16 protein-coding genes and 2 pseudogenes are annotated in these 21,010 nt (G+C 55.1%); 10 read left to right on the top strand and 8 right to left on the bottom strand.

Going from position 1 to position 21,010, the window contains the following annotated elements; genetic code table 11:
* Positions 1 to 40: 40 nt before the first annotated feature.
* Positions 41 to 466 carry a large conductance mechanosensitive channel protein MscL gene (gene mscL / locus GPM19_RS10435; RefSeq protein WP_160418968.1) on the bottom strand — a complete coding sequence of 142 codons (426 nt, stop codon included), beginning with the start codon at positions 464 to 466 and terminating at the stop codon, positions 41 to 43.
* Between the two features lie 284 nt (positions 467 to 750).
* Here mscL and GPM19_RS10430 point away from each other — a divergent pair.
* Positions 751 to 1,342, top strand: a pseudogene (locus tag GPM19_RS10430) (IS630 family transposase); the annotation flags it as partial.
* A 635-nt stretch (positions 1,343 to 1,977) separates the two neighbouring features.
* Here the strand turns inward: GPM19_RS10430 and GPM19_RS10425 are convergent.
* A complete protein-coding gene (locus GPM19_RS10425; protein ID WP_160418967.1) occupies positions 1,978 to 3,063 on the bottom strand; it encodes a mechanosensitive ion channel family protein in 1,086 nt (361 codons plus the stop codon).
* Positions 3,064 to 3,342: 279 nt separating this feature from the next.
* Between GPM19_RS10425 and GPM19_RS10420 the strand changes: the two genes are divergently transcribed.
* The 6 genes from GPM19_RS10420 to crtB all read left to right on the top strand — a co-directional run bounded on the left by GPM19_RS10420 (position 3,343) and on the right by crtB (position 10,036).
* Positions 3,343 to 3,855 carry a MipA/OmpV family protein gene (locus GPM19_RS10420; protein ID WP_319928114.1) on the top strand — a complete coding sequence of 171 codons (513 nt, stop codon included), beginning with the start codon at positions 3,343 to 3,345 and terminating at the stop codon, positions 3,853 to 3,855.
* 238 nt (positions 3,856 to 4,093) lie between these two features.
* Positions 4,094 to 5,146, top strand: a complete 1,053-nt coding sequence (gene fni / locus GPM19_RS10415; protein WP_160418966.1) for a type 2 isopentenyl-diphosphate Delta-isomerase — start codon at positions 4,094 to 4,096, stop codon at positions 5,144 to 5,146.
* Positions 5,139 to 6,443: a glycosyltransferase gene (locus GPM19_RS10410; RefSeq protein WP_160418965.1), complete on the top strand. Its 1,305-nt coding sequence runs from the start codon at positions 5,139 to 5,141 to the stop codon at positions 6,441 to 6,443. The genes fni and GPM19_RS10410 overlap by 8 nt, the downstream gene beginning before the upstream one ends.
* Entirely contained in the window at positions 6,440 to 7,630 is a 1,191-nt protein-coding gene (gene crtY / locus GPM19_RS10405; protein WP_160418964.1) for a lycopene beta-cyclase CrtY, read from the top strand. The genes GPM19_RS10410 and crtY overlap by 4 nt, the downstream gene beginning before the upstream one ends.
* A complete protein-coding gene (locus tag GPM19_RS10400) occupies positions 7,627 to 9,120 on the top strand; it encodes a phytoene desaturase (RefSeq protein WP_160418963.1) in 1,494 nt (497 codons plus the stop codon). Before crtY ends, GPM19_RS10400 begins: the two co-directional genes overlap by 4 nt.
* Positions 9,110 to 10,036: a 15-cis-phytoene synthase CrtB gene (gene crtB / locus GPM19_RS10395; protein WP_160418962.1), complete on the top strand. Its 927-nt coding sequence runs from the start codon at positions 9,110 to 9,112 to the stop codon at positions 10,034 to 10,036. Before GPM19_RS10400 ends, crtB begins: the two co-directional genes overlap by 11 nt.
* Here crtB and GPM19_RS10390 read toward each other — a convergent pair.
* The 6 genes and pseudogenes from GPM19_RS10390 to GPM19_RS15255 all read right to left on the bottom strand — a co-directional run bounded on the left by GPM19_RS10390 (position 10,008) and on the right by GPM19_RS15255 (position 15,434).
* Positions 10,008 to 10,520 carry a sterol desaturase family protein gene (locus GPM19_RS10390; RefSeq protein WP_160418961.1) on the bottom strand — a complete coding sequence of 171 codons (513 nt, stop codon included), beginning with the start codon at positions 10,518 to 10,520 and terminating at the stop codon, positions 10,008 to 10,010. The two genes, crtB and GPM19_RS10390, sit on opposite strands and share 29 nt — an antisense overlap.
* A gap of 238 nt (positions 10,521 to 10,758) precedes the next feature.
* Entirely contained in the window at positions 10,759 to 11,967 is a 1,209-nt protein-coding gene (locus tag GPM19_RS10385) for an ABC transporter permease (protein ID WP_160418960.1), read from the bottom strand.
* Positions 11,964 to 12,932 carry an ABC transporter ATP-binding protein gene (locus tag GPM19_RS10380; RefSeq protein WP_160418959.1) on the bottom strand — a complete coding sequence of 323 codons (969 nt, stop codon included), beginning with the start codon at positions 12,930 to 12,932 and terminating at the stop codon, positions 11,964 to 11,966. Before GPM19_RS10380 ends, GPM19_RS10385 begins: the two co-directional genes overlap by 4 nt.
* Before the next feature lie 9 nt (positions 12,933 to 12,941).
* The gene (locus GPM19_RS10375) at positions 12,942 to 13,820 is read right to left on the bottom strand and encodes a polyprenyl synthetase family protein (RefSeq protein ID WP_160418958.1); all 879 of its coding nucleotides are present in this window, start codon (positions 13,818 to 13,820) and stop codon (positions 12,942 to 12,944) included.
* 241 nt (positions 13,821 to 14,061) lie between these two features.
* Positions 14,062 to 14,916 (bottom strand): annotated as a pseudogene (locus tag GPM19_RS10370) (IS3 family transposase); the annotation flags it as partial.
* Positions 14,917 to 15,077: 161 nt separating this feature from the next.
* Positions 15,078 to 15,434 (bottom strand): hypothetical protein, encoded by a 357-nt coding sequence (locus tag GPM19_RS15255; protein WP_202114801.1) that lies wholly within the window; start codon positions 15,432 to 15,434, stop codon positions 15,078 to 15,080.
* Between the two features lie 364 nt (positions 15,435 to 15,798).
* On the opposite strand from GPM19_RS15255, the gene GPM19_RS10365 reads away from it, so the two are divergent.
* The 3 genes from GPM19_RS10365 to GPM19_RS10355 all read left to right on the top strand — a co-directional run bounded on the left by GPM19_RS10365 (position 15,799) and on the right by GPM19_RS10355 (position 20,995).
* Positions 15,799 to 17,088: a tyrosine-type recombinase/integrase gene (locus GPM19_RS10365; protein WP_160418957.1), complete on the top strand. Its 1,290-nt coding sequence runs from the start codon at positions 15,799 to 15,801 to the stop codon at positions 17,086 to 17,088.
* 935 nt (positions 17,089 to 18,023) lie between these two features.
* Positions 18,024 to 19,355 carry a DNA cytosine methyltransferase gene (locus GPM19_RS10360; protein WP_160418956.1) on the top strand — a complete coding sequence of 444 codons (1,332 nt, stop codon included), beginning with the start codon at positions 18,024 to 18,026 and terminating at the stop codon, positions 19,353 to 19,355.
* Positions 19,355 to 20,995, top strand: a complete 1,641-nt coding sequence (locus GPM19_RS10355; RefSeq protein WP_160418955.1) for a hypothetical protein — start codon at positions 19,355 to 19,357, stop codon at positions 20,993 to 20,995. The genes GPM19_RS10360 and GPM19_RS10355 overlap by 1 nt, the downstream gene beginning before the upstream one ends.
* Positions 20,996 to 21,010: the final 15 nt, after the last annotated feature.

Below are 21,010 nucleotides of genomic sequence, written 5' to 3'. Positions count from 1 at the left end.
CCCTTGAACACTGAAGCGAACAGATGTTGGGGAAAAGACTTTAGCGCCTGTCTTCTACCAATGCATCACGAATCTCACGCAGCAACTGAATATCCTCCGGCGGCGCGGTGGGTGGTGTAGGTGCTTCTGCCTGTTGGCGACGCAGGCGGTTGATACCTTTAACCAACAAGAACACAGCAAACGCCACAATCACAAAACTAATGACGTTATTGACGAAAAGGCCATAATTGATTGTCACTGCGCCATCGGCGGAAGCGTCAGCCACGGTGGCATAGGGTCCATCACCTTTTAACACCAGGAAAAGGTCGGAGAAATCTACCCCGCCGAGCAGAAGTCCGATAGGCGGCATCAAGATGTCCTTCACCAGACTCTGCACGATGGTGCCAAAAGCGCCACCGATGATGATTCCCACTGCCATGTCTACCACATTGCCTCGAACGGCAAATTCCTTGAATTCCTTTAGCATGGAGGTACACCCCTTTGTATCCTAGCCTGTATAGAGACAGCTACGTTTTCACACAGCCTCGGCCGGTAGCTGCCACAAACTCGATATTCATGCCCCACGCCGTTACTTTTTCGCCATTACTTTACCGCTTGTTTTGTACAGCCAAATCACCAAGACCAACCTACCACAAGATGATTAATTCGATTGAGTGCATAAGCTTGGACGGTCAATTCTCAACCCGCTAAGTGCCTGGCCTAAAGTTTTCGAATAATATCCATGTCAGGATTTTTGACACGGACGGAACCATGAAAAAACGCTTCGTTGCCCCTCTCACTGAATCTGAACAACAGATGCTGGCCTCTGCCTATCACCATGGCGAGAAACGTGCCCTCCGTCGTCGGGCACATGCCATTCCACTGAGTGACCAAGGCAAAACTATTAACCAAATCAGTGAGATACTGCAGATTCGCCGCGATGCCGTTTCGCGATGGTTTAAGCAATGGGAAGTGTCCGGTCTCGACGGGCTCATCGACAAGCGGCGTAGTGGGCGAACACCCGCCCTCGATGAACACGATCACAAGCGACTGCAGGCGTTGGTGGCCGAGCATCCTCATCAGATTCGAGCCTTGCAGGCTCGCTTTCAAGAAGAGACCGGCAAGTCGGTCGCCACGGTGACACTCCGTCGGGCGTTGAAAAAAAAATGACCATAGCTTCAAGCGCATCCGGCACTCACTGAAGGGCCGGCGTGACGAAACGGACTTTCGCAACACGCAAGGCCTGATGAAGGCGCTTCACGAGCGAGACGATCAAGGCGAGCACGAGCTCTACTACTTTGATGAGTCAGGTTTTTCACAAGCGTCGTCGGTGCCATATGCGTGGAGCCCTATCGGCAAGCCTTGGAGAAAGCCGGCCTGAGCGAGGGCGTCTCCATAAAGCTGTTCACGGATGCTGACCAAAAAGAGCAGATAGCCCGTTACGTGGCTGAAGGCAACTCCGCCCAATTTGGCGTCGCTGCATGGACCCGGGAGCTTAAATCCTGGATTCACTTTAACGGACAAGAGGCAGTAACCAGCGGTGACGGCCTGTATGGACCGTCCATGGGTAATCCCGCGGTGCCTCGCTGGCTTGGATTGCTGGCGATGCGATTCGGGCTTTCTGTCGATTGGTCTCATACTTTTAGGGCTCAGTCTTGCTGTCCTCTGGACGGCGCCTCCTCCGTCCTGAGTGCCTTTTCTTTACGGTCTAGTCGTTCTGTTGATCGTGACCCAGCAACTGATGACCAGTCACTTTTCCACCCAGCCAAAAGCAGCCAATTAGTTAAATCTGATGTAATGGCTCATTATTAGAAAATCTTATCTAAACACTTTAATTGTCTCCTCAGGCGATCCCCTTACACCACAATTATAAGATCAGGTGGTGTCTACAAATCTCGGGGCGATTCAAAGTCCGGTGACAGCACTACGGCTTTTTTTCGGTTGTCAGATTGGAGTCGGCGACCAAGCCTAGATACCTCAGGCGGTTCTCTTTGAAGGTCATCCAGGTTGGTTGGCGTTGCCCTCAAACTCTGGAGAAGTATCCACCAATCGCGCGCGAAGGCGGGGCAGTTGCGAGGGGTAATGCTGCTGTATAAATGTCACCAGCCCCTCACGGATAGCGCATCGTAGATCCCAGTTCTGGCTGGAGTTAGGTGCACTCATAAGGAAGCGGACCTGTAGCGCCTGCTCATTGGAGTCGGTAATCTGAACAGTCGCCACCTTGCCATCCCACTGCTTCATCGTATCCAGCAAGCGCGAGAACTCCTGGCGCAGTGGCTCGATGGGCATGGTGTAATCAACCCAGATAAAGACCGTGCCCTGCAAATCCGTCGTATTCCGCGACCAGTTCTGGAAAGGGTTCTCGATAAACCACTGCAACGGTACTATAAGCCGACGCTGGTCCCACACCCGCAGGACTACATAGGTTGCGGTCACTTCCTCGACCCAGCACCACTCGCCCTGCACGTATAGTACATCATCAATGCGGAACGGCTGGGTGAGCGCAATCTGAATGCCCGACAACAGGTTACTGAGTACCGGCCGTGCAGCAAAACCCAGAACAATGCCGCCAACACCTGCGGACGCCAGCAGACTGGCGCCCACTTTCTGTACCGGCTCGAAGGTCATCAGCGCGGCACCAATGCCCACGATGATAACGAGGACATTCAGACAACGGACCAGGAAGCGTGTCTGTGTCTCTACTTTGCGGGCCCGTTTCCACTGTCCTTCCAATACCGGATTCAGCAACACGATAACGTCGCCAATGACTGAGGTCAGGCGAACCGCTGCCCACGTCAGGGACAGAATCAGTAGCAATGTGACCATCTGTTTCACCGGCGCCAAGAGCAGCAGGTCATCCGGAGCGCCATTGAGCGTAGCCCTGAGTACCAGCAGGCTGGTGACCAAGCCCAGCGCCTTGGCAGCCGCGTCCAGAAACAGCCGGGGGACGGTTCGCCGTTTCGAAAAGTGCCTGATTACCGCTAGCGTCAGCCGGTAGAGGGTGTAACTGGCTATCACGGCAAGCAACGCCAAAATGCCCGGCAACATCCAGGCCTGTAAACCCTCTTCCAAAGTTTTTAGCATTGCACTTTCCTTCTCGATGGTGGCTCCACCCCCGAATAACCTAAGATATGCGGCTCGGAAAGGCCAGAAAGTCACCCAGAGGCTTTGATAAATCTCTGTAACTGTCCGCACTTATGAAATTAGCGTTTCCCAAAGAGCCTCGGCTGATATTGCTTGAATTCAGGGGTCAATCCTGCTGGCGCAGTGCAATGGCGAAACGGAGATGGTATCTACTATTGGGCGGGTGCGGCGCTAGGCTGGCGAGGACTTCGATCTGAAACCTGACTTTTTGACGCGGCTGTGGCTTTCCCTTTCGAAGAGGGCCGTGAAGAGAGTGATTCCGAGGACGGTCGTTTGGATGGTCTTGGTGATGTCGACGCGAGCACTGAACTCGTTTTGCAGGCGCGTCGTGCATTTGATTCGGACTGGCGTTATTGGCTAGATGGGCGACTTATTACTAGCGATGACGGGAACCTTGTTATTTTTGGGGCTGGGCGTCGTTTCGGTGATCAAACAGATGGTACGGGGTCAGAACTGGGTCTTGTTTTGGTTTATCCCGATAGCGATTATGCTAATAGAGATATTGGTATAGACTCAAAACAGGCAGCTAATTCTGGGCTAGATGAAACCGATCTCGACGGTGGCTTTCGCTCTATCGGGCTAAACTATACCTTCCGTTATTTTGTCAGTGAGAAATGGCAGGTTTTTGGCGAGGCGCTATACGAGCGTTTTAGTAGCGATGTTAGGGATAGCCCAATTGCGCGCAGCGATTACGAAGCGGAAGTAGGTGTTGGGGCAATCTACGTATTCTGAATCTCGAGGATTTGCCAGGACAGGCACGGCAAAAAGAGAACCGCAGAAATTAACCGATTCAGCCGGATTTGAGACGAGCGAAACCGGCGATGGCTCGCTTGAAGATTTTGAAATTTTAAATTGGCAGCAGTCGAAAATAAATCTGTCCCGGTTTTCCGCTTGGCGGTCTGATGCGTAGCCTCGTTCGATATTAACCTATACAACGGTAATCCAATGTATTTTCCAGCGGGAGCGCGACATGACCGATGAGGGTTTGGTGAAACGCAAGAATGATCATCTCGACATCGTTCTGGACGCTCGTCGGGCTACTGCTCCGACCCTTACGGGATTCGCCGACTATCGCTTCGCCCATTGCGCCTTGCCACAGCTGCACCTGGACGATATTGATCTAAGCACACGACTTTTCCATAAACCAGTGAGCGCGCCGCTGTTGATCAGTTCCATGACCGGCGGTGCCGAACGGGCCAAAACGATCAATCATCACCTGGCAGAAGCCGCCCAACACCTGGGTATCGCCCTGGCCATCGGCTCCCAGCGAGTCGCCCTGCAGTCTGGCAGCGATCATGGCCTGACTAAGCAGTTACGACGCATCGCCCCGGATATCGCCCTGCTTGGCAATATCGGCGCGGGTCAGCTAAGGGAGCCCCGGGGGATCGACTGGGCGCGCCGGGCGGTGGAGATGATCGAGGCGGATGCATTGATCGTCCATCTCAACCCCCTGCAGGAGGCGGTGCAACAGGGCGGCGACCGGGACTGGCGTGGCGTGCGTCAGGCCATCGGCACGCTGGTCACGTCGCTCGAGGTGCCGGTGGTGGTCAAGGAAGTGGGCGCGGGTATCTCCCCCGACGTGGCCCGGGCGCTGGTGGAAGAAGGCGTGGCGATGATCGACGTGGCCGGCGCCGGCGGCACCAGCTGGGCGGCGGTGGAGGCGGAACGCGCGACTCAGCGCCGGGTCGCCATGGCCTTCGCCGGCTGGGGCACCCCCACCGCCCAGGCCATTCGGGCGGTGCGCCAGACCCTGCCGGAGACGCCGCTGATCGCTTCCGGCGGCATTCGCGATGGGGTGGACGCCGCCAAGGCAATACGCCTGGGCGCAGACCTGGTGGGCCAGGCCGCGGCGGTGCTCGAGAGTGCCACCAAATCCAGTCAGGCGGTGATCGAGCACTTCGAGGTGGTCATCCAGCAGCTGCGTATCGCCTGTTTCTGTACCGGCAGCGCCGATCTGCGTGCCTTGCGTGCGGCGGTGCTGCTGGATGAGCGCGGCGTCCCCCTGGAAGAGCCCTATGGCTAAGCATATCGCCGTCATCGCGCCTTCCCTGCCGAGCCATTTCCACGCCCTGGAGGCACTGGCCTGTGAACTGATCGGGCGGGGACACCGAGTGACCTTTCTGCACCAGGCGGATGCCGTGCGCTGGCTGCGGGACCCGCGGGTCGGCTTTCAGGCGCTGGGGGAGGTCAGCCATCCCCCGGGCTCTCTGGACAAGACCCTGCGCCTGGCCGCCAGCCCCGGTGGTCCGCTGGGACTCAGGCGGTTGATTCAGGACATGGGCCGCACCACCGACATGCTCTGCCGGGAAGCGCCCCGCGTGCTCGAGGGACTCGGGATCGATGCCCTGCTCTGCGATCAGATGGAGGCCGCCGGCGGGCTTCTGGGAGAAGCCCTCGGCCTGCCCTATGTGTCCGTGGCCTGCGCCCTGCCGATCAACCGCGAACCCGGGCTGCCGCTGCCGGTCATGCCCATGACGCTGCGCGACACCCCCCGGGACCGCTGGGTCTACGCCGGCAGCGAACGGGTCTACGACGACCTGATGGCGCCCCATCGTCGCGTCGTCGCGCGCCACGCGGCCGGCTTCGGCCTGCCGGTCCGGGAAGGCCTGCACGAATGCCTCTCCCCTTACGCCCAGATCAGCCAGACGGTGAGCGGTTTCGACTTTCCCCGCCGCGCCCTGCCGGAACACTTCCATCACGTGGGGCCGCTGCGTGGGGTGGCAGAGAGGGAATCCGCCCTGGAGATTCCCGTCGCCCGGGACCGCCCGCTGGTCTTCGTCTCCCTCGGCACCCTGCAGGGCCACCGCTTCCCGCTGTTTCGGCGTATCGCCCGGGCCTGCCGTCGGCTCGAGGTGCAGTCATTGCTGGTTCACTGCGGCGGCCTGGATCGCGCTCAGGAGCGAGCCCTCGAGCGGGAAGGCGCGACCTGGGTGCGAGCTTTCGTGCCTCAGCGCGCCGCGCTGGCCCGGGCCAACGTGGTGGTTTCCCACGGCGGCCTGAACACGACGATGGACGCCCTGCTTGCCCATACGCCGCTCCTCATTCTGCCGCTGGCCTTCGATCAGCCCGGTGTGGCGGCGCGTGTGGTGCACGCCAGCGTGGGACTCAAGGCCTCGGCGCGCTTCACCGGCACGCGCGCCTTGAGCGACCGGCTCGAGACGCTCCTGTCCGACTCACGCTTCGCGCGTCCTTTGGCGCGCCTGAGCGGCGAGATCAGGACCGCCGGGGGCACGCCCCGGGCGGCGGATATCGTGGAGAAAGTTGTCGACGCGCCGCGGCCTCTGCCGCGCCGGTCGCTGGCTGCGGGGTATTACTCATGAACGCGCCGGGCCATGACCTGATACTGGTGGGGGGCGGCTTGGCCAACGGCCTGATCGCCCTGCGCCTGATACAGGCGCGGCCAGGGTTGCGACTGCTGATGCTGGAAAGCGAAAGCCGCCCCGGTGGTCATCACACCTGGTCGTTTCACGATGGCGATCTCTCCGAAGCCCAGCATGCCTGGCTGGCGCCCCTGGTGGGCCGTCGCTGGCCGCGGCACCGGGTGATCTTCCCGCACCGCGAGCGCCTGTTGAACGGGGGCTATGCCAGCATCTTCTCCCGGGATTTCGCCCGCGTTCTGAAAGAGGCCTTGGGTGACAGCCTGTGGGTCGACACGCGCGTGGCCCGCCTTTCCCCGGATCGCGTGGAACTCGAGGATGGTCGGGTGCTGCACGCGAACGCGGTGATCGACGGCCGGGGCCCCGCCGACAGCGCTCATCTGACCCTGGGCTATCAGGCATTTCTCGGGCGGGAAGTGCGCCTGGGCAAGCCCCACGGCCTGGAAGAACCGGTCATCATGGACGCCAGCGTGCCCCAGCAGGACGGCTACCGCTTCGTCTACCTGCTGCCCTTCAGCCACGATACCCTGCTGATCGAGGATACCCACTACGTGGACCGCCCGGAGGCGGACCCGGCCCAATTGCAAGAGCATATCGAAGCCTATGCGCGGGATCGCGACTGGCGGATCGTCGACACCCTGCGTGAGGAGAGCGGCGTGCTGCCGATCATCCTGGCGGGCGATTTCGATGCCTTCTGGCAGAACGCCCAGGGCCAGCCGCGAAGTGGCCTGCGCGCCGGTCTGTTCCACCCCACCACCGGCTACTCCCTGCCCCAGGCCATGGGTCTGGCGGAACGTATCGCCGAGCTTGGAAATCTCGATGCGGAGTCGCTGTTCCAGGCCATCCATGCCTTCGCCGCCCGTGAATGGCGGCGCCAGGGCTACTTTCGCCTGCTCAATCGCATGCTGTTTCTGGCGGGCCGCCCGGAGCGGCGCTGGCAGGTCATGCAGCGCTTCTACGGCCTGTCAGAACCGCTGATCGAACGCTTCTACGCCGGACGCCTGACCCGTGCCGACAAGGCGCGCATCCTGATGGGCAAGCCGCCCGTGCCGCTTAGCGAAGCGCTCAGGGCGGTGCGGCTGAATTCACCGCAAAAGATCGCATCCACCTCCTTCGGAATACGCTCATGACCCAGTCTCAACGTGCCCTGGTGATTGGCGCCGGCTTCGGCGGCCTGGCCCTGGCGATTCGCCTGCAGGCCGGCGGCTACCGGACCACCCTGCTGGAAAAACGCGACAAGCCCGGTGGCCGCGCCTATGTCTATGAAGACCAAGGGTTCACCTTCGATGCCGGTCCCACGGTGATTACCGACCCCTCCGCCCTGGAAGAGCTCTTTCGACTGTCGGACAAGCACCTGGCGGATTATGTCGAACTGCTGCCGGTCACGCCCTTCTACCGGCTATGCTGGGAAGATGCCCCTGCCTTCGATTACGTCAACGATCAGGCCGCCCTGGAGCGACAGATCGCCGAGCGCAATCCCCGTGATGTGGAGGGCTATCGGCACTTCCTGAGCTATTCGCAGGCGGTGTTCCAGGAGGGCTATCGCAAGCTCGGCGCCGTGCCCTTTCTGGCCTTTCGCGACATGCTCGCCGCCGGGCCGCAGCTGGCGAAGCTTCAGGCCTGGCGCAGCGTCTACTCCATGGTCTCGAAATTCATCGAGGACCCGCACCTGCGCCAGGCCTTCTCGTTTCATTCCCTACTGGTGGGGGGCAATCCTTTCGCCACTTCTTCCATCTATACCCTGATCCATGCCCTGGAGCGGGAGTGGGGCGTATGGTTTCCCCGGGGCGGCACGGGCGCCCTGGTGCAGGGCCTGGTCCAGCTGTTCGAGGACCTCGGCGGCACCCTCGAACTCAACGCGGAAGTGGCAAGCATCGAGACCGCGGGGGATCGGGTCAACGGCGTCACCCTGACGGATGGCCGGCATGTTCCGACGGATGCACTGGCCTCCAACGCGGACGTGATGCATACCTACAGCAAGCTGTTGAGCGGGCATTCCCGCGGCGCCCGCCAAGGCAGGACCCTGGGCCGCAAGCGCTTCAGCATGTCGCTGTTCGTGATCTATTTTGGCCTGGATAGGCCACCGCAAGGCCTGGAGCACCATACGGTGTGCTTCGGCCCCCGCTACAGGGAGTTGATCGACGAGATCTTCAACGCGGACACCCTGGCGGAGGATTTCTCCCTCTACCTGCACTCCCCCTGCGTCACCGACCCGAGCCTGGCACCGGAAGGCTGTAGCGCTCACTATGTCCTGGCGCCGGTGCCGCACCTGGGCAAGGCGAACATCGACTGGGAAACCCAGGGGCCGATATACCGCGACCGCATCCTCGACTATCTGGAGCGCCACTATATACCCGGGCTACAGGAGCACCTGGTGACCTGCCGGCACTTCACTCCCCTGGATTTTCGCGAGGAGCTCAACGCCCACCTGGGTTCCGCCTTCTCCCTGGAGCCGATTCTCACCCAGAGCGCCTGGTTCCGGCCCCATAACCGGGATGCCAGGATCAACAATCTCTATCTCGTGGGGGCCGGCACCCATCCCGGCGCCGGGGTGCCCGGCGTTATCGGTTCCGCCAAGGCCACCGCGGGCCTGATGCTGGAGCGACTCGATGACCGATAAGCTGGGGCAGCATGCCGCGCAGACGATCGCCGCGGGCTCCAAGAGTTTCGCCACTGCCGCCAAGCTGTTCGATCCGGCCACTCGGCGCAGCGCCCTGATGCTTTATGCCTGGTGCCGCCACTGCGACGACGTGATCGACGACCAGCAGCTGGGCTTTCGTGCACAGGAAACCACGGATGAAAGCAGCGAGACGCGCCTGAACGAGCTGCGACACTTGACGCATCGCGCCTATGCCGGGGAGCCCATGCAAAGCCCGGCCTTCGCCGCCTTTCAGGAGGTTGCGCTCGGCCACGGGATTCCTGAGCGCTATCCCCTGGCTCACCTGGACGGCTTCGCCATGGACGTGGCACAGCGGCGCTATGTCACCCTCGACGACACCCTGAGCTACTGCTATCACGTGGCCGGTGTGGTGGGCATCATGATGGCCTGGATCATGGGCGCGAAGAATGAGGCGGCCCTGGATCGCGCCTGCGACCTAGGGCTGGCCTTTCAGTTGACCAATATCGCCCGGGACATCATCGAGGATGCACAGATCGGTCGCTGCTATCTGCCGGCACAGTGGCTGGAGCAAGCCGGCATTCCACGCCAGGAGATGACCGCGCCGAGGCATCGTGAGGCCCTGGCAGGCCTGGCCCGCCAACTGATCGATCTGGCGGAACCCTACTATGACTCCGCCCGTGGTGGATTGACGGCCTTGCCACCTCGCTGCGCCTGGGCTATCGCCACCGCCCGCGGCGTCTATCGGGAAATCGGGATCAAGGTAAAGGCGCACGGTGCTCGGGCCTGGGACGCGCGCATCTCGACCGGCAAGGCGGACAAGGCGCGCTTGCTGGGTCAGGGACTCGCTCAGTCGATGGCCTCCCGCTGGCAAAGGCCGGCGCCAAGATCTAGCGGTCTCTGGCAGCGTCCAGTGTAGCGGCCTTCTTCACGGGACCGCCGTGCTTTTCCCGCAGTTGGCGCTTCAAGGTACTGATGGGGGGCGCCACCAGAAAACCGAAGGATACGCAGCCTTCTCGACCCTTTACCGCATGATGCATGCGATGGGCCTGGTACAGCCGTTTCAGGTACCCTTTGCGCGGCACGTGGCGAAACGGCCAGCGCTGGTGCACCAGCCCATCGTGAGCGAGAAAATAGAGCGCTCCGTACAGCGTCATGCCGGCGCCTATCCACTGCAGCGGATACGCGCCCGCGTTACCCAGAGCGATCAGCAGGATCGCGATGCCGGCGAAGACCACCGCGTAAAGGTCGTTCTTCTCGAACCAGCCCCGTCGCGGCTCGTGATGGGAGCGGTGCCACCCCCAACCCCAGCCGTGCATGATGTACTTGTGCGCGTACCAGGCAAAGGCCTCCATGCCGGCCACCGTGGCAAGCACGATCAATGTATTGACCAGCAGCGTCATGGCAGTTACTCCTCAAGCATTCGACGCAACGTCCCGGCGGACCGAAACTTGCGACCTTCACGTACCTTCATCTTCGAGTACGCACGGCATGATGCATTCGGTGAGATTGGACCAGACGCTGCAAGTAGCCGCTCTTCGGCTGCCAGCGAATCGGCCAGTGTCGGTCAAGCATGCCCAAGAAAGCCGCTGTCACAAGCACGGGTGTCCAGAACCAATCCATCCAACGTTACAACCTATCTTAGGTGGGCGTCTTGAATAAGGGTAGGGCTGCTAAAAGCAGGCACACTAGTGCCACGGCAGCCAAGATGCCGCTGGGCTGGGCTAACTGAGCCCAGCTGTCGCCGCGGATCAACGCCCCGTAAAAACCTTCAATAGCCCAGGCATTTGGGGTGAACAAGCTCACCGTCTGTAGCCAGTCAGGCATCATGAAACGTGGCACCATTGAGCCGCCGAGGACGGAAATAACGAGCACAAAAAACGAAGAAAATGCAGTCGCTTGTTGAGTCGTTCGACACAGCGACAGGAGTAAAAGTGCCAGCCCAGCACTAGCGGCGGCGCAGGCAAGTGCCATGACAATGACTTGCGCCAAAGCGCTCTCTATCTCTAGCCCAAACCCGAACCTTGCAACTAAGAATATAGCGCTAGCCTGCAAAAATCCCAGACTTAACAAAAACAAAAACCGTCCCAATAGTAACCGGGAACGCGCGACTTTGCTCAGCAGGAGGCGTTCCGAGATGCCGTTTTCGCGCTCTTCCAAACTGACCATGCCCGCGCTCACGGAGGACAATAACAAGAACAAAATAGTGGTGGCACCGGCATAGTAAGCAATACCGCCAAGCCCAGATATAGACGCCGGCGCCTGGCCATAAACGGGCTGCAACTCAATAAGCGCGTCTTCGGCTGCCGCGTTGTCCGGTTCTTGGGCCATTGCTCCTAAAGCGGCGTCCAAGCTCGCCTGTTGTTCGGGCGAGAAGCCGCCAACGAATACTTCTGTGCGTTGCGCGAGACGTTGCACAAGAACCTGTGGTTGTTGTGCGGCCAGCCTTTGTCGCAGCCAGCCTTGTAAAGATAGAGCGGCAATTTCACGGGTGGGTTCGCTGACGATGGTGAACAGCGGACTATTGTCAGTGTCTAGTTGCCCGTGAATGATCACCGCTGTGTCGAAATTGCCTTGTCGCACCTGTTCCAGTAGTTGAGCACGGCTCGCATCGGGCAGAGCCGTAATCTCCAGGTCTTCGGTTTGTGTCAGGTACTGCGCAAAGTCTTGCAATACCGGATCTTCGGTTTCGACCACAAGGCCAACCCGCAAGTACAAGTCGCCTTCCGTGGCGCCGGAGAAGATGCTGGCAAATATGGCGAATACCAAGCTGGGCAAAGCAAATGCCAAGAGTAGCGCGCCGCGGTCACGCCACAAGCCCAAGGCCATCACTCGGAAAATTGCGCTCATGACACCGGCTCCGCCGCAGAATCGGTTCGGGCACCGGTAAAGTGCTGCATCACGTCTTTCAATCCGGGCCGGCGTACCGAGACCTCGGCAATTGCATCACGTGCTCCGCCCAAGCCGCGGTAGAGGTGATCGATCAACATGTCCAGCGGTAGGTCACTTTGTAGCCACCATTCACTGCTCTCATCACTATCACGGTGAAAGCCGATCTCCTGCAGCCGCTCTTGGAGTGCCGGGGGGAGCATGTGAGCCGTACGCACTACGAATAGCTGACTGTTGCCGAAGGTTTCCTGTACTAACGTCTGGGGCTCCGCCAAGGCTTTCAGCCGACCTTGATGAAGAAGGGCTACGCGGTGGCAAAGCGCTTCAGCTTCATCTAACTCATGAGTAACGATTACCACGGCCGCACCTTGCTCGGCGCGGCGGCGAATAAGGGCGTGGATTGACATGCGCACACCCTGGTCGACCCCGGCCGTGGGTTCGTCCAGCACGAGTAGAGAAGGGTGTGAAACCAGGGTGGCTGCCAAGTGTAAGCGCCGTTGCATACCACCGGACATTTGGTCCACCCGCACATGGGCTTTGTCTGTCAGCTCGATTTCTTCCAGCGCTTGGCTGACGCGTGCGGGTACCTGGTAGCGACTGACACCTGTGCAGCGCGCGAAAAACTCCAGGTTCTCCCGCCCTGTCAGGTACCGGTATAAACCCAGGAACTGGGGTGCGAAGCCGATGGAATGCTGATAGGCCTTACCCGGGGAAAGCGCTTTTTCTGCAATCAATATTTGCCCAGAGGTGGGGCGCAGCTTGCCGGTAATCGCGCGCAACAGTGTCGACTTTCCTGCACCGTTAGGCCCAAGGACACCGAATATTTCACCTGGGCGTACCTGTAAAGATACATCGTCCAAGGCGATGTGGCTGCCGTAGACTACCCCTAGTTGATCAATGGTGAGTGCTGCTGCCGTCGCGGTCATTGGCCAAGTCTAAACCCCAAGCCTTTGCGCCGCACCGTCGAAGGCAACGAACTGTTGTTCCACGAACGCTGCGAGTAAGGATTCGTCGTGTCCTGCTCTACGCAATTGCTCTCTTGCCAGTGCTTGCGCGTTGTTCAATGCGCCGCGAACTTCTTCCGGTGTGTAAAGAGAAAGCAAAGTGATTTTCGCCGCATCCTGCTGCACGTCCTTGCCGGTCTCTTGTGCAAAGGTGCTATGGTCCAGCATATCATCGTAAAGCTGAAACAGCAGACCAAAGGCACGGGCAAAGCGCGTCAATGCATCTATCGCTTCTGCATCCAGCCCCCTGAGGCGTGCACCGGTGACGACAGCAAACTCAAACAGGCAACCTGTTTTCTGGTGATAGAGTTGCTCGATTGCGCTCTTGGCGCCAACGGGCTGATTTTGTAAATCAGCGATTTGCCCGCCAACTAATCCCATAGAACCAATGACATGACAGAGATGAGCGCTCACGGCGACTTTGGTGGAAGCATCCACGTTGGGGCAATTGGCGATAACGCCGTATGCGAGGTTGAGGAAGTTTGTTGATGCAAGAATGGCTGTGCTTTCGGAAAAGCGTACGTGCGTGCAGGGGCGATCGCGGCGCATAGTCGCATCGTCCATGCAGGGCAGGTCGTCGAGAATCAGCGAAGCGGTATGCACTAGTTCCGATACGCAGGCCATGCGATAGGTGTGACTGTCAGTGACCATGTTCGCAGCCAGAAGCGTGAGAAGCGGGCGCAAGCGCTTGCCTGGAGCCAATAAGGCGTAATGCATGGCTTGATGCAGATGCGTGGGCGATGTTTCTTGAGCTGGCAGAAGCTCCGGCAAGGTTGCGTTTATCATGCTCTTTAGATGGACAACATCCATCAGTGGAGGCATTGGGGCCGAGACGGTTGTTGGTGCCTGTCTCTCGCTCCCTTGGGACGCGATAGACGCGGGCTCTGCGGCGGACGCTTGCGGCTTGCGTGTAAAGGTCACCCTGTTCCCCTGGTTGGCTGCCTATCCGGCCATAATCCATAATAAATGCAGAGCTGACTCCATTGAACCCCAATTTTGAAAAATTGTGTTGACCTGGCCTTATTGGAAGGCGAGTGTAAAGCTCCCGATTTTAGTTGCACTGCTGATTAGAGTTTTCCAACTGGTTGTGTTTCGTCAGGTATTCCCAAGGCGTCAGGTCATTCAGTGAGTCATGGGGCCGCTCGTCGTTATATTCCTTCATCCATTTCTCTGTTAGCTCCCGCACCTCCATCAGGTTTCTGAAGACGTACATGTTCAGGATCTCGTCTCGGTAGGTGCGGTTGAAACGTTCGACATAGGAGTTCTGGGTCGGTGTTCCGGGCTTGATAAATTCCAGCATGACGCCCTGTTCTTCAGCCCAGCTCGCAAGCGCGAGAGAGATGAACTCCGGGCCGTTATCCATCCGTAGCTTTGTGGGATAGCCGCGCCAAGCGCTGATGCGTTCCAGTACACGGATCACCCGCTGCGCTGGCAGGTTCAGGTCAATCTCGATGGCGAGAGCTTCCCGGTTAAAGTCATCCACCACATTGAAGATCCGGAACCAACGGCCGCAGAACAGGCTGTCGCTCATAAAGTCGATAGACCAGCAATGGTTAGCCGACGTCGGCACGGCCAAGGGCTCGGGGTTGCGGCTCGGTAGCCGCCTCTTTCCCCGCCGTCGTTTGTTCAGGTTCAGTGCGCAGTACAATCAGTAAACGCGCTTGTGGTTCCACGGATGGCACCAGCGTCGCAGAATCTTGAATAGCTTGCTGAAGCCGTACGCAGGGTATCGCTCCACCGTTGCCTGAAGCGCCTGGATTACAGGAGTATCCCGGGCTGTGTCCGGGCAGTACCGATACACGGAGTCACTGATGCCAGCGATTCGGCAAGCTCTGCAAGCGCTCGTGCCATAAGTCTGCTTGAGGTAATCGACCAGTTCTCTTCGAACAGCCGGCGCCGACACTTTCCCTATCACCACCAGCGAGCATTTTTTGACCTCCGATCCCGTCTCAATCGCCGAACGCATGCTCGCTATGGCCGACCATTGCTGCGTCGGCCGGCGACGATGCCCCGTTTTTTCATGCATTTCTATCCGTCGGGCTCGGTGATGCTGGCCGCTGGTGACCATCACCCTCTGCTTGGTGGCGTTGTCCGACAGGCGATCAGCTTGGCGTTCCTCGCGGATAGCGCAGGCGACGTCGCAGGCTGTTCAACACCGTCATGCGTCCAATGGCCTGCCCGACCCAGCTCATACTCAGGTTCGAGCAGCAGCTGGCCATCGCGATCGGCGGCCCGCGTCAGAAAGGCCTGCCGCTCGAGCAAAGCCAGGTGCGCCTGGCTGTCGAAGCCCCTGTCCTCACGCAGCAAGATGGGTATGCCGTGCTTCACGCAGGCCAGCGGATGGCGGCCAGTAACTTGAAGCTGCAACACCATGGTCTGTTTTTTTGGCAGCCATATCGCCAGCCCAATGGCGGACCCGTCCACACGATAGACTCTGGCAATAGCAGTGAGAGACTTATCAGGATGTCCGCTCCAACCAAGCTGTCTCAACTGAGACGACAAAGGGGTGTCAGGTGCTGGCCTAAGAAGAGGCCTAGGGAGAGCTGTCCAACACCATCCTGTGCGTTTCAGTGAAGGCCAATTCAAAAGTGTGGGTCAGAGTGTGGGGCAAAAACTTACAGACATAAAAAAAGCCGCTGAAATCAGCGGCTTAATCGTAATAACTGGCGGAGGGACAGGGACATTCCGCCTCAGACATTTAAGTGGTTGATCCATATACTCAACAGTACTTTACAGCGTTTTCATGTGGTAAATTCATGTGGTAAACACCACATCAGGACGCCACATTATGAGTCACTTGGAGAGACGCGCTAACCGCTGGTACGCAGTGCTGACCATACCCAAGGAAGTACGCCCCAAGCTGAACGGAAAGATTCGCTTTGTGAAGAGCACCGGAACCGCTGACAAACGGATAGCTCAATCAAGGGCCTATGCTCTAGTTGCTCAGTGGAAAGACCAGATCGCCAAAGCACAGGGAGGTGAAGAGGCAGAGGGGTCATTTCTCGACGGGGTGCTGGAGTATCGACAAGAGCTTGAAGCCCTCAGGCGCAACGACCGCGACCAATATGAGGCTCTTGCCGGGGTTATTATCGAGAAAGCCGAGAAGCTGGATGCTCAAGGATACCCTGAGGATGCACAGCAGCTCGCTAGGATTGCTCTCGGAGAGCAGACGCCTATAGCCCCAGAGCTGAAAGACTGGAGCGATAATCTCCACCTCAAGCCGAAGACAGCCGAGCAGATGGAGAAGGATGCCAAGCGGATGGCAACACACTTCGAGATCATTGAGGCCATCGACCTAGAGAGTGTCAGGGAATGGGCTAAGACACTCATGTTACCTAAAGATCAAGATGGTCATGGCTATGGCGTGTCCTCCGTCAAGCGTTGCTTCTCAGCAGCTCGAAGCGTCTGGCATCACCTGCAAGAGATTGGCAAGGCCCCTGCGGATCGTGAGCCTTTCAAACTGCCCTCTTTCGTCCAGCGACAAGAACGGGCCACCGCCAGCAAAAACCGTAACGGATCGAAAGGATGGTCCGCCTTCGAGCCAATCGATGTGGTCAGGCTCCGCCGTGCTGCCATGGATGATGGCGATGAATCGTTAGTGGACCTTATTGACCTGGGCATGTACACGGGAGCCAGAATAGAAGAACTTTGCTCGCTACGCACAGGCGACAGCTCACCGGACAGGCTGAGAATCACCGACAGCAAGACCAATGCAGGGATTCGAGAGATTCCCGTTCACCGCGAGCTGAAGTCCACAGTAAAACGCCTGTTAGCCGAATCCAAAGATGGCTACCTACTATCAGGGCTCACCTTCAATAAGTACGGTGACAGGTCCAACGCTATCGGCAAACGCTTTGGTCGGCTCAAAGTCCGACACGGCTTCGGCTCTTCCTACGTCTTCCACTCTATCCGCAAGACAGTGGTGACTCTGCTCGAAGATGCAGGAGTATCGGAGAACCTCACAGCAGACATCGTTGGTCATGAGAAGCCGCGCATTACGTATGGGCTTTATTCTGGAGGACATTCGCTGGATAGTAAGTTTAAGGCGATTCAATTACTCAAGTACCCGAAAATATAGATAAATTATTCACTTTCATAGCTTATTTTGGATGCATATGTCTATTCCCCGAAACCGTGGCATCGACACGAAGCGACGGTAAGAAGGTCCGAAGTTATCACAATGGTTCGCTTGACTATCGAAGAAAACCATTGTCAGGAGTTGCGGCAAGCTCGGCTTTTACTCCTTCAGAGCTACCGCCATCACTATTATGGAGAACACAGGAGTGAGTGAACCGGTCATCGTGTGGATTACAGGCATGAGCGGAGAATTACTACCGTCAACAAGTCTATAATCAGGGACCAACCTTTAAGATGATACTGGAGACTATGGAGACGATACGGCTTGAGGCTCTGCATGGAAGCCCTCGCTCTTGCGTGTTACGTAGGATGCTAATTGCCGCACACAGAATTATTTTAAAGACAAAAATTAAGGAAAGGCAAGAAAGAAGAGACTTACACTCCCTTTTGTTGATAGCTCACTATCTTAAGGAGGTGCCTAGTAACATCCCATAGCTGTGTTAATAGGCATATAAAAAGGTTGCAAGCTATCACAGTGACAGAAAATTTTATAGCAATTTCCCGAAAAAAGCATATCTGGAATGGCACCTGTATAGCATACCCTTAACCATCAGGTATTTAATATATAGATACACCAAGGTTATTAATCCTGCATCCGTGAGCGTCTCATAGAAAACCCTGTAATAACAAATATTTAAATAATAAATACACAGCATTTTGGGTGAAGCAAAAAATTACTTATCTTGCTGATTTTTAAAGACTTTTCCGAAAAGGCTCACGGATTCAGGTTAATAAAAACAGTGTCCGGCCCAAAAAGCACAAAAATTTTATTTTATTATTATTAACCTAACTCACTCCCTTTAAAATAATTCTCTTTGACAACTAGGTTAAATTATAAGATAATGAGAAGATATTTAATCTTATAGGCTATTAGAAATGTACAAAGTTGTTAGCCTTTTTAGCGGTTGTGGCGGCCTAGACATAGGTTTCAAAAACCTAGGCTTCAACCTAGTCTATGCTGCTGATAACGATAAAGAAAGCATTAACATATATAAGAAGAATGTTGATGAGAATGCCTTTGTGCGTGATGTCACAAGTGAGGAATTCCATAGTGATATAAGCGCAATTGGCAAATGCGATTTAATTCTTGGAGGTTTCCCCTGCCAAGGCTTTTCCAAAGCTGGTCCTAAAAAACATGGTGACCATAGAAATACTTTATATTATGAAATGAAGTCTGCTGTAGAGGCGCTAAGTCCTGAAATGTTTATTGCAGAAAATGTTGATGGGCTGAAGCAAAATTTCGGGGGGAAGTATGTCAAGTCTATTGTTGATGATTTTTCCAGAATCGGTTACCACGTAGAAGTATCAATATTAGATGCTGTTGCATATGGGGTGCCTCAACATAGAAGACGTATATTTTTTGTAGGTACGAAAAATACTTCATCTCAAATTTTTTATTGGCCTACCCCCACTCATGACTCTCCAATAAGAAATGGAGAATTTTCCATAAAAGTTGTTGGCTCCCTTTTTGGAGAGGACCACCCCAATCCTGCTACTCTTCAAAAGGCGAAAACAATTCGCGACTCCATTTCAGATTTGGTAGAGCTGAACGGGCAAGCTTCTGATCATAAAATCATAGATTCATGGCCAGAGAAATACAATTATATATTTGAAAAAATTAGTCAAGGCCAGAAGCTTTGTAACGTAAGGCATTCAGAAGCTTCGGTTTACACATGGGAAATACCAGAAGCATTCGGTTGTGTCACGTCTAATCAAGTAAAAATATTAGAAACAATATCCCGAAACCGACGCCATAAAAAATTTGGTTCTATACCAAACGGAAACCCGCTACCCTTAAGCGCGATTGAGGAATTATCGGGATTCAGTGTAACTAGCGGTGAAATTGAAGGACTGCTAAATGCCGGTTATCTAAAAGAAAAAGATGGCGGCTATGATTTAAAAGGAGCTATGTTCTGCTCTGGGCTTTTCAAACGCCCGTTATGGGACAAGCCATCCCCAACTATATTAACAAATTTTCATAACCCTAGATACTTCTTACACCCTGAAGAAAATCGCCCGTTTACCTTGAGAGAGTGTGCCAGACTTCAGGGTTTTGATGATAGCTTTAATTTTTCTCTTAACGAAACAAAGAAAGAACTTCTTGCGGGATACAGATTAGTCGGAAACTCAGTCCCCCCTATCCTGAGCGAGAAAATTGCAAAGGCAACTCTCGATTATTTACGAAAAGACAAAGTAAGGGCAGCATAGTGCGTTTACCATATCCAGATCTATTGCTAGATGCTTGGCTAAAAGAATTCGACATTTGGATTACACCAAAGCTATCTGAAATAAAAGACACTGAACGCTTTAAAAGCGAATTAAGTCGTATCTCTATAGCAATAGATGCTCTAGAGAAGATATTAGGAAGCAAGACCCCAACTGAGCTACAATCCAGCCCTTACTCAGAAATAATATCATCAAAATACATTGAATTCGTATTGAAAAACACTTCAACAACAGGGGCTGAAAATAATGCTCTTTTTTTGTTAGATGCGCTAGCTGCTACTTTGTTTATGGTGACCGGTAAGTCTGACAATAATTTCAAATGCCAGTTTCCTTTACACTTAAAGAACCAATTAGACTGGCAGAGTATTCCAAAAAAAAGACGTAACCGAGGTAGAACTGTTTTTACTGACAGTGAGATACCAAGAGTAATAAAATCTGAAACATTTAATGCAACAATTGCAGCACTTCTAGTTCATGAAACTAATGAGAAGCAAACTAAGATAGCTAAGCTACTTCTTAGCCAATTTATAAGTTTTGTACTATCTGACCCAGAACACAAACAACAACTTCAAAGCATTGTGTACAGTTACCACCATCTGAAGGAGGATGGCCAGAATCCTGATGCACTACTGGCACCGCTTGTGTCTTTCCAAGTCAGAGGCTCTGTTTCTGCTTCTGGTGGGCATGAACCAGAGGAGATACTAAGAGAAAAAATGGAAGAATGGGGGCTGTTGCGTGATATTGATTTTAATATTACCGATGTTGTTCTCGATTTTGAGGCAGGAAAAATATTAGAAGAGAATGAGATTTCTGAAGCCAATCAGGAATCAGACAAAAAAGCAAAAATAGATAAAAAGACTAGGGCCTTTGATTTCGTTCTTCCATTTCGGACACCTGGATGGACACCTAGAATATTTATTCAATCTCAGTTCTATGCTGGTGACTCAGGCAGCGTATCGCATAAAAACGTAGACCAGACTTCCACATCTAGAAATAACGCAACTCGCCTTTTGGAAACACAGTGGTCTGGCTCACCTAGGCCAAGATTTATTGAATATGTTGATGGTGCAGGGTATGCCGCCTCATTATTTGGAGACCTAAAAAAACTTTTACAGATGGAAGATACAAAGTCCTTTTTTCAAATCAAGAGCTCTCCCATTCGTCTTAGACGTGAAATTCAAGACATAGGGTTCTTAACTTTGCTTGAAATAGAACATGCCATATTATCCATAAAAGACCAGAGTGAAAAATCCGTAAAAGAATATTTAATGGAAGATGGTTATTTAGAACAAGAGGTGGAGAGAAATATAGAAAGACATATTAATAAAAAAATATTGAAGCTTCGAGATGATAACAGCTTGGATATAATTGATAGCGATAGACACCTTATAAGTAGGCGTTATCTATTATTAGATATAATTGCTAATAGCTCTTCAGAATTTAGCAGCAGCTCTATCAATGGAGCAATTCTTATCCCTGGCTTCGGCCCATACTATGGATTAGAACTTTCCAGCTTAGGAGAAGCCATAGATGAAGAGCATGAGGGAGTTTGGGTTAGCTTCAGCGACGTGACGGAAGACCTAGATTGGCTCTGCAAGCAAGGCTATATAAAGCTTAAGTAATATTTAGGCCTGTCC

The sequence above is a fragment of the Vreelandella zhuhanensis genome, from assembly GCF_009793355.1.
In the GTDB taxonomy this organism is placed as follows: Bacteria; Pseudomonadota; Gammaproteobacteria; order Pseudomonadales; family Halomonadaceae; genus Vreelandella; species Vreelandella zhuhanensis.
This window is presented reverse-complemented; position numbering and strand designations above follow the sequence as displayed.

Excerpts from the sequence above, each read along its gene's own strand:
- GPM19_RS10360 (WP_160418956.1), top strand. The coding sequence starts at position 18,024 with ATGTACAAAGTTGTTAGCCTTTTTAGCGGTTGTGGCGGCCTAGACATA.
- GPM19_RS10380 (WP_160418959.1), bottom strand. The coding sequence starts at position 12,932 with ATGACCGCGACGGCAGCAGCACTCACCATTGATCAACTAGGGGTAGTC.
- crtY (WP_160418964.1), top strand. The coding sequence starts at position 6,440 with ATGAACGCGCCGGGCCATGACCTGATACTGGTGGGGGGCGGCTTGGCC.
- crtB (WP_160418962.1), top strand. The coding sequence starts at position 9,110 with ATGACCGATAAGCTGGGGCAGCATGCCGCGCAGACGATCGCCGCGGGC.
- GPM19_RS10365 (WP_160418957.1), top strand. The coding sequence starts at position 15,799 with ATGAGTCACTTGGAGAGACGCGCTAACCGCTGGTACGCAGTGCTGACC.
- GPM19_RS10425 (WP_160418967.1), bottom strand. The coding sequence starts at position 3,063 with ATGCTAAAAACTTTGGAAGAGGGTTTACAGGCCTGGATGTTGCCGGGC.
- GPM19_RS10410 (WP_160418965.1), top strand. The coding sequence starts at position 5,139 with ATGGCTAAGCATATCGCCGTCATCGCGCCTTCCCTGCCGAGCCATTTC.
- GPM19_RS10375 (WP_160418958.1), bottom strand. The coding sequence starts at position 13,820 with ATGGATGTTGTCCATCTAAAGAGCATGATAAACGCAACCTTGCCGGAG.
- GPM19_RS10385 (WP_160418960.1), bottom strand. The coding sequence starts at position 11,967 with ATGAGCGCAATTTTCCGAGTGATGGCCTTGGGCTTGTGGCGTGACCGC.
- GPM19_RS10390 (WP_160418961.1), bottom strand. The coding sequence starts at position 10,520 with ATGACGCTGCTGGTCAATACATTGATCGTGCTTGCCACGGTGGCCGGC.
- mscL (WP_160418968.1), bottom strand. The coding sequence starts at position 466 with ATGCTAAAGGAATTCAAGGAATTTGCCGTTCGAGGCAATGTGGTAGAC.
- GPM19_RS10400 (WP_160418963.1), top strand. The coding sequence starts at position 7,627 with ATGACCCAGTCTCAACGTGCCCTGGTGATTGGCGCCGGCTTCGGCGGC.
- fni (WP_160418966.1), top strand. The coding sequence starts at position 4,094 with ATGACCGATGAGGGTTTGGTGAAACGCAAGAATGATCATCTCGACATC.